The 15,466-nt window shown below is 62.5% G+C and carries 12 protein-coding genes; 4 read left to right on the top strand and 8 right to left on the bottom strand.

The features are described 5' to 3' along the window. Positions 1-22: 22 nt before the first annotated feature. Positions 23-1,348: an OprD family outer membrane porin gene (locus tag ACFZCE_RS16990; RefSeq protein WP_390941185.1), complete on the bottom strand. Its 1,326-nt coding sequence runs from the start codon at positions 1,346-1,348 to the stop codon at positions 23-25. A 245-nt stretch (positions 1,349-1,593) separates the two neighbouring features. Here ACFZCE_RS16990 and ACFZCE_RS16985 point away from each other — a divergent pair, with 245 nt between their 5' ends. Both ACFZCE_RS16985 and ACFZCE_RS16980 read left to right on the top strand, forming a co-directional pair. Then, the gene (locus tag ACFZCE_RS16985) at positions 1,594-2,289 is read left to right on the top strand and encodes an FCD domain-containing protein (RefSeq protein ID WP_390941029.1); all 696 of its coding nucleotides are present in this window, start codon (positions 1,594-1,596) and stop codon (positions 2,287-2,289) included. After that, the gene (locus tag ACFZCE_RS16980; protein ID WP_390941027.1) at positions 2,286-3,632 is read left to right on the top strand and encodes an MFS transporter; all 1,347 of its coding nucleotides are present in this window, start codon (positions 2,286-2,288) and stop codon (positions 3,630-3,632) included. Before ACFZCE_RS16985 ends, ACFZCE_RS16980 begins: the two co-directional genes overlap by 4 nt. Before the next feature lie 70 nt (positions 3,633-3,702). Here ACFZCE_RS16980 and ACFZCE_RS16975 read toward each other — a convergent pair whose 3' ends face one another. The 7 genes from ACFZCE_RS16975 to ACFZCE_RS16945 form a co-directional block, all read right to left on the bottom strand. Further along, positions 3,703-4,944 carry an OprD family outer membrane porin gene (locus ACFZCE_RS16975; RefSeq protein ID WP_390941026.1) on the bottom strand — a complete coding sequence of 414 codons (1,242 nt, stop codon included), beginning with the start codon at positions 4,942-4,944 and terminating at the stop codon, positions 3,703-3,705. 121 nt (positions 4,945-5,065) lie between these two features. Further along, positions 5,066-7,396 carry a M28 family peptidase gene (locus ACFZCE_RS16970; RefSeq protein WP_390941024.1) on the bottom strand — a complete coding sequence of 777 codons (2,331 nt, stop codon included), beginning with the start codon at positions 7,394-7,396 and terminating at the stop codon, positions 5,066-5,068. Continuing rightward, positions 7,393-8,145: an ATP-binding cassette domain-containing protein gene (locus ACFZCE_RS16965; protein WP_390941022.1), complete on the bottom strand. Its 753-nt coding sequence runs from the start codon at positions 8,143-8,145 to the stop codon at positions 7,393-7,395. The genes ACFZCE_RS16970 and ACFZCE_RS16965 overlap by 4 nt, the downstream gene beginning before the upstream one ends. Next, complete coding sequence (locus tag ACFZCE_RS16960; RefSeq protein WP_390941020.1) at positions 8,138-8,893, bottom strand: ATP-binding cassette domain-containing protein; 756 nt, start codon at positions 8,891-8,893, stop codon at positions 8,138-8,140. Before ACFZCE_RS16960 ends, ACFZCE_RS16965 begins: the two co-directional genes overlap by 8 nt. Further along, a complete protein-coding gene (locus ACFZCE_RS16955; RefSeq protein WP_390941018.1) occupies positions 8,886-9,881 on the bottom strand; it encodes a branched-chain amino acid ABC transporter permease in 996 nt (331 codons plus the stop codon). The genes ACFZCE_RS16960 and ACFZCE_RS16955 overlap by 8 nt, the downstream gene beginning before the upstream one ends. Next, positions 9,878-10,756: a branched-chain amino acid ABC transporter permease gene (locus ACFZCE_RS16950; protein ID WP_390941016.1), complete on the bottom strand. Its 879-nt coding sequence runs from the start codon at positions 10,754-10,756 to the stop codon at positions 9,878-9,880. The genes ACFZCE_RS16955 and ACFZCE_RS16950 overlap by 4 nt, the downstream gene beginning before the upstream one ends. 67 nt (positions 10,757-10,823) lie before the next feature. After that, complete coding sequence (locus ACFZCE_RS16945) at positions 10,824-12,077, bottom strand: ABC transporter substrate-binding protein (RefSeq protein ID WP_390941014.1); 1,254 nt, start codon at positions 12,075-12,077, stop codon at positions 10,824-10,826. 278 nt (positions 12,078-12,355) lie between these two features. Between ACFZCE_RS16945 and ACFZCE_RS16940 the strand changes: the two genes are divergently transcribed. Both ACFZCE_RS16940 and ACFZCE_RS16935 read left to right on the top strand, forming a co-directional pair. Then, positions 12,356-13,720, top strand: coding sequence for an aminotransferase class I/II-fold pyridoxal phosphate-dependent enzyme (locus ACFZCE_RS16940; RefSeq protein WP_390941012.1), 1,365 nt, complete (start codon positions 12,356-12,358; stop codon positions 13,718-13,720). Positions 13,721-13,773: 53 nt separating this feature from the next. Beyond that, on the top strand, positions 13,774-15,453 hold the full coding sequence (locus ACFZCE_RS16935) for a rhodanese-like domain-containing protein (RefSeq protein ID WP_390941010.1): 1,680 nt from the start codon (positions 13,774-13,776) through the stop codon (positions 15,451-15,453). Positions 15,454-15,466: the final 13 nt, after the last annotated feature.

Genomic DNA, 15,466 nt, shown 5'->3' with positions numbered 1-15,466 from the left:
ATGATGAAAGAAATGCCCCGGCCTACAGCAGCGCCAGGGTGTAGCTGACGATCACCTTGGTTTCGTCGACCGCCCTGGCACTGGCCAGCTCGGAACGGAACGTGCCGTTGCGCCAAGCCACGGTTACCCCCTTGAGGGGGCCGTTTTGCACGGCGTACTCCAGCGAAGTGCCGCGGTACCACTCTTGGGCGTTGCCAGCCGCGGTGGAGATATGGTCACCGCGCAGGTAGTCGGCTGCCAGCCTCAGGCCCGGCACACCCAGCGCCGCGAAGTCATAGGCATAGGTGCCGATCACCGTGCGCTCACCCGCATGCTGGAAGGTATTCAAGCTGCGGTCGCTGATCAGGTAGGCGCGCACCCCATCGCCCATGGTCATGAAGGGAAAGTCGCTGTCGCCGGTAAGGCGTTGGTAGCCCAAGCCCAGCGAATGCGCGCCTAGCGAATAGGTGAAGATTGCGCTCCAGGCGCGGTTGTCGACCTCGCCGGCGTTGCCGTAACCGCTGCTGACATACCCCTGCGCCCTGCCCGCCTGGCTGGCGTTCTTGCCGGTAGAGTCGCTGATAAACCCACGCAGGTCGGTTTTCAGCGAGCCGACCGGCAACTTGGCGCGGTGGGTCAAGCCCACGAAATGCTGGGTGTAGAAGTTTTCGAGCTTGCCGTAGTAGTACTGCGCGGTAAGGTCTTTGCTCAGCGCATAGTCGCCGCCGGCAAACAGGAAGCTGTTCACGAACTGGCCGGTCTGCGCGTTGTTGGCGCCGAGGATCGACAGGCCTTGGTTGTCTGTGGAATTGCGCCCCTTGGCTTGTGTCAGCTTACCCGCGGTAAAGGTAAGGCGGTCGATGTCCCGGCTGGTGAACTGGGCGCCTTCGTAGGTTTGCGGGAGCAGGCGGCCGTCGTTGTAGGTCACCACCGGCAACGTCGGGCGCAGCGTGCCGAGCTTGAGCTCCGACTGCCGGAAACGCGCCTTGAGGGTGGGGCCCAGGCTTGAAAATTCGTTGACCGCGCGGCCATCGCCATCGGTGGGAAACACTTGCCCGCCGCGGTTACTGCTAGTGGGGTTGTAGTGGGTGCCCTTGCCTGAATCCAGGCGCAAGCCGGCCAGGCCCAGCGCGTCGATGCCAAAACCCACCTCGCCCTGGGTGTAGCCGGAGCGGTAATCGAGGATGAAGCCCTGGCCCCACTCGGCCTGCCGAGAAGGTTTGGCGGTGCCATCGCGGTTATCGCGATCAATGTAGAAATTGCGCAGCTCAAGGCTAGCTTTGCTGTCTTCGAAAAAGCCGGCGGCGTGACCGGAAAGGCTCGCGCTCAAGGTGGCCAAGCCCGAAAAGGCATACAGCGGTAAACGCATGTTCAACGGAAAACTCCAACTTCCTGAGGGGTAGTGGACCTGCGCGTTCCGTTGTCGAATGGGCATCTAGGTCATGTGCCAATGGATGGCAGAGGGCGACTCTAAATAAAATTAATTTTTTCAAAAAGAATTTATTTGTTCTGTGCTTATGCGTTTTTTGCAGGCGTATGGCAGGCGTGGATGAGGCAGAATGCGCCGCAGTGCATGGGCACACAAAAGCGCCAATAGCTACGGACCTAGCTGACATGAGCAAAACAACCACCTCGATGGGTGTCATCGAAACCGTTTACCAACAGCTGCGTGTGCGCCTGGTCACCGGCCAGCTGCGCCCCGGTTTAAAGCTTAAAATCGCCCAATTGAGCGACGACCTGCAGGTCAGTACTGGCGTGGTACGCGAGGCACTGACCCGCCTCAGTGCTGAAAACCTGGTCACCGCGACGCCGCAACGGGGTTTCAGCGTGGCGGCCATGTCGGCCGCGGAGTTGCGCGACATCACCCGGGTTCGTATCGAAATAGAAGGCCTGTGCATCCGCCGTGCATTGAGCCTGGGCTCTATCGAGTGGGAGGCGGCGGTGGTGGGGGCCTACCACCGGCTGATGCATACCTCCGCGCGAGATGGCCATCGCCAGGCGCTACCCTCGGCCGAGTGGTACAGCGCCCATAACCATTTCCACGACACGATCGTTTCGGCGTGCGACAGCCCGTGGTTACTGAAACTGCGCGAACAACTGTATGTGCAAAGCGAGCGTTATCGGCTGATCGCCGCATCGATGATCCACCACGATGAGCGAGACCTTGACCACGAGCACGAACAGCTGCTCAAGGCCATCACCGCCCGCGATGCCGACACCACCGTGGGCCTGATCGGCAGCCACTTCTTCGCCACCGCCCAGGGGTTGCTCGAACGCGATACCGGCCTGTGGCTGGACGCCACGGCTTGACCGGAAGGCTGCCCAAGGCGGCACTGGCAGCCCTCATTCTGGCTACGGTCATCGCGGTGTATGACCTGAGCATGGTCAACCTGGCATTGCCGGTGATTGCCGCTGACTTGGGTGTGCCGGCCGCCGACGCGTTGTGGTTGAGCCGGGCGAACCTATTGGCCTGCGCGCTGTGCATTCTACCGTTCTCGGCATTAGGGGGGCGGGTCGGCCATAGGTACATGCTGGCCTGCGGGTTAGCACTGGTCGCGGCTACGTCGATCGCCTGCGCCTTGATAACCAGCTTGCCCTGGATGGTGGCGTTACGGGCCGTGCAAGGGGCCGCCAGTGCGGCGGTCATGTGCAGCACGTTGGTGCTGACCACTGTAATCACGCCGCAGGAGCGGCTGGGTAGCGCAATGGGCATCAACGCCTTGTTCGTGGCCCTGACCAGCACCGTGAGCCCCGCGTTGACCGGGCTGCTATTGCACTGGCTAAGCTGGCGTTGGCTGTTCGGCGCCTGTGCTGTGCTTGCGCTGCCCGCTTTGTGCATGGCGGTTGCGCTCCTGCCACGTATCCGCGGAGTGCCCCGCCGTTTCGATTGGCTGGGGAGTGCGCTACTGCTAGCGTTGCTGGCATTACTGCTCAGCAGCGCCTGGACAGCGCTGCCGCCCCTCGCCATCTGGCTGGGGGGTGCGTTGCTGTCAATTGCCTTTCTGCGCTCTCAACGTGATCGACCGTGGTCGCTACTGCCACTGAACGTGCTCGCCAACCTGCCGTTAAGCACTGCATTGTGCGCATCAAGCTTTGCATTCGTCGCCCAAAGCGCCGTATACAGCCTTATGCCCATGATGCTTCAGCGTGTACTAGGCTACTCGCCGCTGGATACCGCCTGGGTGTTTCTCGCCTGGCCTTTGCTAACGGCGCTGACAGCGCCCTTGGCGGGCCGCTGGGCCGACCATTACAGCACCCACGCGCTCGCGATGCTTGGCATGCTGGTGCTCGGTTCAGGGTTGTGGTGCCTGATGCTTTTACCTCCCACCGCCGCCCATTGGGACATCACTTGGCGCATGGGGCTCTGCGGGATCGGCTTTGGTTTGTTCCAGTCACCGAACAACCGCGGCATCATGCTCAGCGCACCCGCGCCGGCCGCGCCGCGGCTCGCGGCCTTGATATGCCTGGCAAGGCTTGCCGGCCAAGCCTGTGGGGTGGTGCTGGCCTCACGGGTGCTGGCCCAAAGCGGCAGCGCAATCATGGCGCTGCACATCGCAATAGGTATTGCAATCGGCCTACAGGTCGCGGGGGCCAGCTTGCTGGTGTGGGGCGCCCGAGCCACCGTGGCGCATACAAGGCTGGCCCGGCACTGAAACGCCCAAACACAACGAGGGCTACACGCCTCCCTCAGCGCTGTGTGTGCTTAAGGTGCCAGTGAGGGTTTCACAACACCGAAAACGGATAGCTCACGATCAACCGATCCTCGTTGAACGCGTTACTGCTGAAATCCCGGCGCAGGGTCGAATCACGCAAGCGCAGGGTCAACCGTTTCAGAACGCCGGACTGTACGGTATAGGCGATCTCAGTCTCCCTCCCCCACTCCTTACCATCACTGACGGTCGCGGTGTGCACGTGGCTACCTTGTAGATAGCGGTTCATCAGCGTCAGCCCAGGAATACCCAGGGCGGCAAAATCATAGTCGTGGCGTAGTTGCCACGAGCGCTCGCCGGCGTTGTCGTAGGTGGAGTTGTAGGTGTCGTTGGCGAGCGTGCCACCACTGGCGCCATTGACCCGCATCCAGCCATTTTTGCCCGAGACTTTCTGCACGCCGACAAAGAACGTGTTCATGCCATAACGGGCGCTGAACAACCCGGAGAACGTACGGTTGTCCAGTTTTCCGGCGCGCTCGCTGCCATCTTCGCGGCCAATGAAGTAGCCCAGGTTAGCGCCTAGGGTCCACGCGCCAACGGCCTGGCTGTGCAGCACATTGAAGTACTGCTGGCGGTAAATATCTTCCAGCCGCGCGTCCCACACACCGAGCAGGGTGCGCTTGTCATTGAAGGTGTACTCACCCCCGACAAAGTCGAAATGATCGGACTTCACCCCGGCGTAGGTAAACGCTTGCATGCTGGCGTCATCGCGCGGGCTGTTAGCGTTCATGCGGCCGCCATACAAGGTCAGGTTATCGATCTCGTTGGAGGTCAGTTGGGCGCCTCGGAAGGTCTGTGGCAGCGAGCGCCCGTCATCGGAGCGCAGGATGGGCAAGGTGGCGGCCCACTCGCCCACCTTCAACACGGTTTTCGACACCTTGGCTTTAGCGGCCACGGCTAACCGGCCGTAGTCGTCGGCCGGTTCATTGTTAGCATGCACGGGCAACAGGCCGGTGCCCCGGGTTCCCGCTCCGCCATCGAGCTTGACCGAGTACAGGCCCAGAACGTCGAGCCCAAAGCCCACCGTGCCTTGAGTGAAGCCTGACTTCGCGTCGAAGATAAAGTTTTGCGTCCACTCCTGCCCCTTGGCCTGGGGGTAAGCGGGGTCAACGAAATTCCGGTTGATGAAGAAATTGCGCAAGGTCAGGTTGGCCTTGGCGTCATCGAGAAAGCCTTCGGCCTTGACATTGGATACAGCGACAAAGGCGCCGGTGGCACACAGCACAGTGGAGCAGGCAAGCGAACGCGCAGCCATGAGAACAACATCCTTTTGGTTTATCTTGCCCACGACAGTTCGGCTGCACATGTTTGGCAACGGTTGGGAGGAAATCGAAGAAAGAGGCCGCGTAGCACCCGCCATCACGGCCCGAGGGTCATCAGTCGCCCTGAGCGCTCAGGTATCGCTCAAGCTCCCGAGTCGCCGTGGCCAAGGCTTCGGCAATCCGGTTAACCTTGCGGCGAAGACCAAAGCGCGCCATCAACTGCGCGTCGTGGGCCAGGTTTGCCAGGCCCAATAGCGGCTCGAGCCCAGGTAGCAACCGGCTCTTGCGGGTCACGTCGTACTCGAAATCGCTTTGCCCATGGTGCAGTACAGCATTCAAGGGCTTGAGCACTTGCAGGGTGAAGCGGTCATCGCCACCGGGGTAACGCGCTGCCAGCTCGCGGAATGCGTGCGCTGAATGCCATAGCGCTTCCAGTGGCGGCCAGCCGGGCGCGGCCTCCCGGTATTCGCGCAAGCTGTCGATGAAGTCCCCGGCCGTTTCGTGCAGATCGAAAGGCAATACCGGCGCATTGACCAAGCCATTGACCAGGTTTTGGTAGATCAAGGTATCGATGGCCAGCACCTCGGCGCTGCAATGGGCGCGTGTGTCATCCTGCGTATGCCACCACCAGCCGAGGCCAGAGCCCGGAATCTCTTCGGCGTGCCCGGCGGGCAGGTAAGAAGCGACTTGAAGGGTGGGCAAACCAATGCCGCTAAAGCTTTGGTCCCCGTTACGGCCGCAGCGGCTTTGCGCCACATACTTGTCCTTGCGCTTGAGCCCACCTTTGAAGCGGTCGCTATGGTCGCTCGCGCCATCGAGGCTGTGCGCCAGCACCTGCTGGGTAAAATGCGACAGCTCCGCCGTGGTGTTCTGGATGATCTTGACCACCGAGTCGCGTGTGCCGACGTTATCGACGTTGAGGTAGGCGATGGCGTTGCGGCGCAGCTCGCTCCAGTGTTCATCGGCGTACCAGCTAGAACCGGCATAACCGCCCTGCTCGTGGCCTGTCCACCAGACGAATTTCAACCCATAACGTGGCGTTGGCCCAGCCGCGAAGTGGCGAATCAGGTCGAGCATTAGCGCGTTGCCGGTGGCGTTGTCGGATGCCCCCGGCCCCCAACTGCAGTAATGGCCGCCAATGAGTACGAACAGCGGCTCTTGGCCAGGAATCGTCGCCGTAGGCATCTGCACCCCGCGCCAATCAGCATGGGTGATGGCCGTGAGCCGCACGGCAACGTCGCTGGGGATCAGCGTACGCAAATATTCACCGTCCGGGCGGTTGAGTACCGCCGCCGGTACCGGCGACAAGCGCTCCAATTCGGTGAGATGGGTTGGCGGCCCCCACAGCGGAGAAATCTGCCAGTTATGCCGTTGCTCGCCACTGGAAATCCCCAGCACCGCGACCGCGCCACGCTGGGCCGCGGCCACGCAGACGTCGTAGTGCGGCAGGCCTTCTACCAGGGCGATTCGGCCGTGGAGGTCGGCACTGCCGGCAAGCTCGCCCAGCGCCGCGGTAAGCCCTTCGGGCCCGGTGGAGCGAGCGAAGGCAACACCTGCCGCGGCAATCGAAGGCCCGCCTGGTACGGCAATGCTGGCGACCTCCGGCCAATGAATGAAGCTTTCGAAACGCTCGATGCTGTGCTCGACACCCAACGCTTTCACTTGGTCGGCGATGAACTGCGCCGCGTCAGCTTCAGCGGCGGAGCCCGCGATCTTGTTGCCCAGCTTGGCGATACGCTCAACGGTATCGAGCAAGGCGGTGCCATCGATACCGGCAGCCACGGGCGTGGTGGGGAGATGAGAAATGGACATGGTCGTATCACTGACTGGCTTGGGAGTATGAAAGCCACTGATGTGGCTATAGCGATGGTTGTTGTGGCGCACCATGCGCCCGCTCACTTCGTCAAAGCCCAGGCGAGCGTCGAGGGTTTCCAGCGCGCGGCCGTACAGGTGTAACTGGCGGGCCGGGGCACTGCCCTGGATATGAATGCTGTGGAAGTCATCCGGCATGAACGCGACGCCGGTGCCCGGCCGCACGCTGACACTGTCGACGTAGGCCAAGGATGCCGCCTCGATCGGCTCACGGGGGCCCACCCAACGATAACGGCGGTTGACTTCCTCGCCCTCCACCGCAGCGACCACCACCCACGTGGTGTGGTTGTGTGGGGCACTGTTCTTACCTGGGTTGAGCACATTGAGGTACAAGGCAAATTGCTGGTCGGCATCCTCGTGCAACGGATAACGGGCGTAATCGCTCGCCCCGCCCGGGGGCGCTGGGGCGAAGGCGTCGGCACCGAACAGCTCACGGTGCCGCGCCAAGCCCTCCAGCAATGCACTGACCGCAACCAGCGCCTCAGGGTTGACGCCTTGGTTACCTATGATTTTCCGCACCCCGTGTAAGGTATCGGCAATGGCCTGTTGGCGTTGTTGTTCCAGAAGGGTCATAGGGAGGTCTCCACAGGTTGAGCCGCGGGCAACGACCCGCCAAACAGCAAATGCCCGAACGCGGGGTCCGCCAAAAGGTCGCCAGCCGGTGCCTGGCGCCGGGTACGGCCGAGTTCCACCACCACGGCGTCGTCGGATACCGCCAACGCACTGCGGGCGTTCTGTTCGATCATCAACACGCTTACACCCTGGTCGCGAACCTCGCCCAGTAACGCAAAGACTTCCTGCATGGCGATGGGCGACAAGCCGATCGATGGCTCATCGACCAGAATCACCCGCGGCTCCAGCAGCAGGCCACGGGCTATTTCGAGCAATTTTTGCTGCCCGCCACTGAGGGTGGAGGCCTGCGCACGGGCTTTGTCGGCGAGCATCGGAAAACGCCGCATGATCCGCTCGATACGGCCGTCGTTGGCCTGCCGCGTGGGCAATGCCGCAAGTCCCAGCTCAAGGTTTTCTCGCACAGACAGGCCCGCGAACAGGTTTCGCCCTTGGGGAATGAAACACAGCCCGCGCTGCAAAAGGCCGCGCTCAGAGAGGCCGGTGACATCCGTGCCCTGCAGGCTGATCTGGCCGCTGCGCACGCTAGCGATTTTGAAAATGGCTTTGAAGATGGTCGACTTACCCGCACCGTTGGGCCCCACGATGGTCGTGATCGCCCCCTTGCGTACGCTGAAGCTCAGGCCGTGGAGAATGGTGGTACGGCCATAGCCGGCCACCACGTTGTCGAATTGCAGAATGGAGTCAGCCACCCAGGTATGCCTCGATCACGGTTGGGTTGTGCAGGATCTGCTGCGGGGTTCCTTGCGCCAGGATGCGCCCAGCGGCGAGCACGACAATGCGGGTGCAGATCGACATCACGAAGTCCATGTTGTGCTCCACCAGCACCAGGCTCACCCCGCGCTCCCGATTGGCCGCCAGCAGCAGTGCCTTTAGCTGCGCGATCATCTGCGGGGTCACGCCCCCGGCAGGTTCGTCCAGAAACAGGATGCGCGGCTCGACGATCAGCGCCATGGCAATGTCAAGCAGCTTCTGCTGGCCATACGACAGTGCCTCCGCGCGCTCATGGGCCAAGTGCTCCAGCTTGAAAAACGCCAGGCTGCGCTGCACTGCGCGCTCGGTACCGCCCCAACCGCCACGTAATAAGCGCGACAGCATCGAGCCCTGATGCTCCTGGGCCGCGACCCGCAGGTTCTGTGCGACGGTCAGGCCAGGGAAGGTCTGCAGCAGCTGGAAGGTACGTGCCATGCCCTGATGGCAACGGTCGGCGGCCCCCATCGTGGTGATCTTGCGCCCACTGAGGCGAACCTCTCCCGCGGACGGCGCCAACTGCCCGAGCATGCAGTTGAACAGCGTTGATTTTCCGGAGCCGTTAGGGCCTATGACGCCGAGAATTTCCCCGGGCTGTACCGCCAGCGATACCCCATCGACCGCCAACTGTGGACCAAAGCGACGGCTTAGGTTGTCGACTTCGAGCAATGGTTGAATGGCTTCAGACATCTGCGCGCATCTCCAACCCCGGTGCTGCCTGTGTACGGCCAACATTTCGCAACCATTGCAACAGGTTGCCCAGCAAACCCAGCAAGCCGCCGGGGCACGCCACCAGAAGCACGATCACCAGCCCGGCCTGAATGATCAGGTAGTAGCCACCGGTCATCCGTAGGGTTTCCGGCACGACCACTGAAATCAACGCCCCTACGAACGGCCCGAGCAGATAGCCCATGCCACCGGTGACCACGGTCAGCAGCAACGTCAGAGACAGCGTCACCGCGAATGAAGTAGGGTCAATGAACTGCACCAATGGCGCATACAGGCTGCCTGCAAAACCGGCGATGGCCGAGCCGATACCGAACGCGAACAGCTTGTAGAGGCGAACCTTCAGGCCAAGGCTTTCGGCGCGCAGCGGGTTTTCGCGTAGCGCCGCAAACGCCAGGCCCCATGGCCCTTGAACGATCCACCAGAACACCAGCATCGCGACCAGCGCAGCCAACAGCACAAACCTGAAAAACGCCGCTGGCGAGGCCAGGTCGTGCCCAAATAACGTGGGCCGGGTGATGTCTGCGATACCGAACACCCCACCGGTGAGCCATACCTCATTGCGTGCCACCAGAAATACCAGGGTGGAGAACGCCAGGGTGATGAATGCCAGGTAATGGTGCTGCACGCGCAGGGCCGCCAGGCCTAGCAGCAACCCGATAACGAAGCTTGCCAAGGTCCCGAACGCTGCCGCCGCCCACCATGGCCAGCCGGCGTGAGCGGTGAGCAACGCCGTGGCATAGGCGCCAATACCGAGAAAGGCGCCCTGGGCCAGCGACACCTGGCCCGCGTACCCCATGATCAGGTTCAAACCCGCCGCACACAGGGCGAACACCAGCCACATCGCGGCAACGTACAACGGGTAGGCCGTGAGAACGGCTGGCAGGTACCACAAGCCCACAGCGGCAAGCAGCAACAACCATAACGCGCAGTGACGACGCAAACGGCTCATACGACGCGCTCCTCTTTAACACCGAACAAGCCCTGCGGGCGTACCAGAATGATCACTGCAAGAAGCACCATCGGCGCGGCCGCACGGTAGGCATTGGAGACATAGGCCGCCATGAGGTTGTCGCACACCCCCAGCAGCAGGCCACCTATCAGCGCGCCGCGTACCTGGTTGAAACCACCGACGATCGCCGCGGCGAAGGCGGCCATGCCCATGAACTCACCGTTGGAGAACTTCACCAGATAGATCGGCGACATCAGGAACGAGGTGATCACCGCCAACCCCGCGTTAATCATGAAGGTCAGTGCAACCAACCCGCCCACGCGCACCCCCAGGATTCGCGCGATGCCCGGGTTTTGTGCGACCGCCTGCATTTGCCGGCCGGCGCGGGTATGAGACACAAACCCATGCAATGCGGTGATCACCAGTGCCGCACTGCCCAGCACGGCCAGATCCTGCACGCTCACGCTAACGCCTGCGAGGGTGACGCTGCCGCTGCCCAGCAGCGACGGAAAGGCGAAAGGCTCAGGCGAAAATACGTCCTTGACCCCCTCTTTGATCAGTACCGACAGCGCCATGGTGGCGATCGCCAGAGGCATCACGCCGTGGCGCAACATGGGCCCGACGATCAGGTAGCGAAAGCCCAGGCCGAACAGCAGCACGAAGGCTGTGACAGCCACCAGTAACGCCAGCCAGAACGGCCAACCGAGCAATTGCGTACCGATCAGCACCAACGCCGCGGGCAGCATGACGAACTCACCCTGGGCGAAGTTGATCGTTTGTGAGGTTTGCCATAGCAGCGTGAAACCAATGGCGGTCAATGCGTAGATCGATCCGGTTACCAACCCGGGGACGATCAGATTCAACAGGTCTTGCATGGTCAAGTACATCCTCTGCGCGCGCCGGCACCGGAGGGATGCCAGCGGCGGCCACCGTGGTGGGGCTTCAGGGTTTGGCGGGAACGTTATTGCCCAGGGTCTCGACGACATTGGCGTGGCCGTTGTCGATCTTCACCACGAAGCTTTGGTGTTCGATTTCGCCGGAGGCCGACCAGTGGGTATCGAAAATCACCCCGGGCGCCTCGGCCACGCCCACGGTGGCGCCACGCAGCCCTTCGGCAAACGCCTGAGGGTCGATCTTGCCCTGGCGCTTGGCTACGGCATTGATCGTTTGCACTGCGATGTAGCCCTTGAAGTTGTTGTGGTCCGGCAGGCTGTTGTACTTCTGCTTGTACAACTGGGTGAACGCCTGGGCCTGAGGGGTTTGTAGCTCTGGCGAGAAAGTCACATGGGAGATAGCGCCGTCGGCCACATCGCCGGCAAGGTTGATCACCGATTGTGTCCCAAGCGTGGTTTCACCGATGATTTTCGCCGGCAGTGCCTGTGCCTTGGCCGCCCGCAAGAAGCGCACAGTGTCTTCTTCGTTCAGGTACAAGAACACCGCGTCCGCGCCAGCGCCTTTGAGCTTTTGCACGTCGGCACTGAAGTCGACTTGCCCGGCCTCGCTGGATTGGTCCGAGACCACCTCCACGCCAAGGCGTTGGAACTCCTTGGCGATCACGTCGCGGCCTCCACGGCCGAAATCGTTGTTGGCCCATAGCAGGCCAACCTTCGCAACCTTCAGCTGTTGCTTGGCGTACTCGGCCAGGCGTGGCAATGCCGTGCCTTGGCCAAGGCCGGTACGAAACGCGCTTTTGTATCCCGAGGCAGTCAACAGCGCAGCGTCACCATTAAAGAACTGGCTGATACCCGCCTGCTCGATCAACGGCGTGATCGCACGAATCGACGCCGAATTGGTGCCATCAAGAATAACGTAGGGCTCGTCCTGCAAGATGCGCTGTACAAGACCACGCGCCACCCCAGGATTGGTCTGCCCATCGAGCACGTTCACCTCGATACGGTGCCCAAGAATGCCACCCTGGCTATTGAGCTGCTCAACGGCAAGGTCGACACCGCGGCGCCAGTTGTTGCCAACCAGGGCATTGCCCCCGGACAAGTCCGCCAGCACAGCGAGTTTGACCGGGTCATTGGCGGCAGCGCTCGCGCCGGTAGCTAGGCAGGTACCCAGCAGCAGGGCCAGGAAAGTTTTCTTGAAGGTCATAACGCATGGCTCACAGTGGTTGGCAATAGGTGTGGCAGGCCACTGAAGCGGCTGGGCGCTGCCACCGGCAGGGCTTCTACGGCCCTCGGCGGCGAGCACTATAGGGGTGCGTTCTACGAGGAATTAAATAATCAATATTCATGTGGTCATAACCACATCTGGCTTTGTGCCATACAAACTTTTTTGTTCCGAGTTATGCCGGCAAGGCCTTGGACAGCCCTGACGCAGCGCCCTAGCATCGCCTTCCAAATGTCCCGTTCGGCCTTTCAAAACAGCCGGCTGGGTGAGCAGTCAATGTACTAGGGTGGCTTTTTTATGTTCGGTTTCTGTACGGCCCATGCACTTCTGGCGCGGGCCAACAACCTATGAATGTGGGTATGTTCGTCGACCCGCAATGGCTGGCAGGCCATATCAAACTGCAGGGCAGCGACGGCATCGTTGCCACCCTGGCCCACTTGATCGAATCAGGGCGCCTGGCACACGGGGCACGCTTGCCTACGGTGCGTGATTTCGCCTTGGAGCTAGGGGTCAGCCCGAGCACTGTCGCCACCGCTTGGAGCGTATTGCGCGGGCAAGGCCTGATCGACACCCAGCGCCGCCGCGGCACCCTGGTCACCCGCCAAGCCCAGCCAGCACCGCCGCCCCCTTCCAACTGGTTGCACGCCGCCGAACCGTCGTGGTCATTCGTTGACCTGGCCCGCGGCAGTGGCGACCCCGCGCTTCAACCTGGCCTTGCCCAGGCGCTGCAGGCGGGTTTGGAGGTCGCTCACCTGCACGCGGCTGAGCAGGCGCACATCATTCCCGAATTGCGCGACGCGGTTGCGCCAACCTGGCCCTGCACGCCACAACGCTGGAGCACCACCGGCGGGTCGACCGAGGGCATATTATTGGCACTGCAGGTCACGCTGCGGGCTGGAGACAAAGTCGCCATCGAGAACCCGACCAGCCCGCGCCTGCTGAGCTTGCTGACCTTGCTCAAGGTCGAGCCAATCGCGGTGGCCTGTGACCAGCACGGGCCAATACCGCAAGCGCTGGCTGAAGCGCTGAAGCAGGCCCCCAAGGCCTTTGTGCTGCAACTACGGGCCCAAGTACCGACCGGTTTTGCCGTGACCCGCGGCCGCCGCGATGCACTGGCCGCGGTACTGCAGGAACACCCCGAGGTTCAGGTGATCGAGGACGACCACCTGGGCCTGGTCTCCGATGCGCCGGCCTATAGCCTGAGCGAACCACTGCCCGACCGTAGCTTGCTGGTACGTGCTTATTGCCGCGCGTTCGGCGTCGACTTGCGGATGTCGATTATTGGTGGCTCCGCGAGGCTTATCGAGGCCATCGAAGCCTACCGCAGCGACCGCGTGGCCATCACTAGCCGTATTCTACAAGGGGCGTTGGCCAATCTGTTGGTGGCTGATCATGCCGTCGCGACCCTCGCCAATGCCAGGGCAGCTTATGCCCGCCGCCGTCACCAGCTGTTCCAGGCGCTGCAAACCCGTGGCCTGGCCTTACGGGAAGGCAGCGGCCTGGCGCTGTGGCTGCCGGTCGAGGACGAAACCAGTGCCATCGTCAACCTGGCGACCCAAGGGGTGGTGCTGGGCAGCGGTTCCCCCTGCTTTGTGGGCAGCGAACAACGCGCACATGTTCGCGTAGCGATCAGCCGCCTCCCTGACGACCCGGCACGCATTGACGCACTGGCCGGGCTAATCGCCGCCGGTATCAAACACCCGCGCCGGGAAGATTTCGAATAACCGCCTCGCCCCGGTGGGGCGACCCCTTACCTGTCTTCATTGGAGTTCACCCTGTGACCGCCACCTCTGCGTCTGCATACCCACTACTGAGCAACACCGCCCTGGCCGACCGCGTGCGCGCCGCAACCCAAGGCCAGGGCGAAATCGCCGTGGTCGACGTGCGCGAGCAATATGCCTATGCGCAACAATCCATCCTGCTAGCCGTCAACCTCCCACTGCAACGCCTTGAGCTCAGCGTGAGCACTGCACTGCCACGCTTCGAAACCCCCATCGTTATCGTTGACCACCATGGTGAATTAGCCAACAGCGCCGCCGAGCGCTTGCGGCTACTGGGGTACAAAAACCTGAGCATTCTTGAACGCGGCGTTCTCGGCTGGGCGGCTGAAGGCTTGCCCCTGTACAGTGGGTTCAACGTGCGCAGCAAGGCCTTCGCGGAACAGATCGAGCATGCCTTCGGCACCCCGGCTATCAGCGCTACCGAGCTATTCGAACGCAAGGCACGTGGTGACGACATCCTGGTGCTCGACAGCCGGCCGTATGAGGAATATCACCACAGCACCGTCCCCGGGGCGCTGTCGGTTCCGGGCGCTGAACTGATCCGTAATGTCCGCGACATTGCCCCTGACCCCAGTACCACCTTGGTGGTCAGCTGTGGCGGCCGTACTCGCAGTATCGTGGGTGCGCAATCGCTGATCAGCGCTGGCGTGCCCAATCCGGTGCTGTCGCTGCGCAATGGCACTGGCGGTTTACGCCTTGATGGCATCGAGCTTCAATACGGCGCCGAGCATGCCCATGCCGCGCCCAGCGCGGCGGCCCTTTCCTGGGCTGACATCGCCACCCGTGACTGGGAAAATCAAACAGGCCACCCGGTGCTGGGCAGCGCGCAGATACAGGGCTGGCTGGCGGACTCCCAACGCACGCTCTATGTGCTGGATTTGCGTGAAAAAGCCAGTTACGCCGCCGGGCATCACCCACGGGCGCGCAATGTTTCGGGTGGGCAGGTGCTGCAGGCCATCGATGTGCATGCCCCGGTATGGAATGCCCGTATCTTGCTGATCGACGACGCGCCGCTGGTCCGTGCGCGGCAAACCGCGTACTGGCTGGCACAACTGGGCAGTTTCGAGGTGGGTATCGCGGACCAGGCGCAACTGCCCGGGGCCCTTGCGGTGGGCGAGCCTCAAACCGCGCTGCGCATCGCCCGCCAGGCGCCGGTGGCGGCGCTGACCGCCGAGCAACTGGCCGGGATGCTGGAGGCCCCCGCTGAGCGCCCGGTTATCCTTGACTTGTCACTCAGCCCCGCCTACCGCCAGGCGCACATTCCCGGTAGCCGCTGGGCATTGCGTAGCGACTTGCTTGCCCTGCTCGACGGGCCAGCCGCCGGGCAGGTAGCGGTCCTGACCAGTGAAGATGGCATCTTGGCAGAGGTCGCCGCGCAGTATCTGGTCGCGGAGCATCCCCCTCTGGCCAACCGGGTACAGGTGCTCAAGGGCGGCAACCAGGCCTGGCGCGCCGCAGGGTTTGCGCTGCAGCCCGCGCGAATCAAAGGCCCCGAGGATGTAGCGCACTTCATCGACGTGTGGACACCCCCCCAACAAACCGTGGGCGACCTGCTCGGTGCCGTTAAGCGCTACCTCAACTGGGAAATCGACTTGCTTGAACAACTGGCCAGCGACCCGTTCAGCAGCCTGGCGATCCGCGGCCTGCAGGTACCGGCCAGCACCCCGTCAGCATAAGCCCGGCAAGGCG

Source organism: Pseudomonas sp. NPDC007930, from assembly GCF_042958985.1.
In the GTDB taxonomy this organism is placed as follows: domain Bacteria; phylum Pseudomonadota; class Gammaproteobacteria; order Pseudomonadales; family Pseudomonadaceae; genus Aquipseudomonas.
This window is presented reverse-complemented; position numbering and strand designations above follow the sequence as displayed.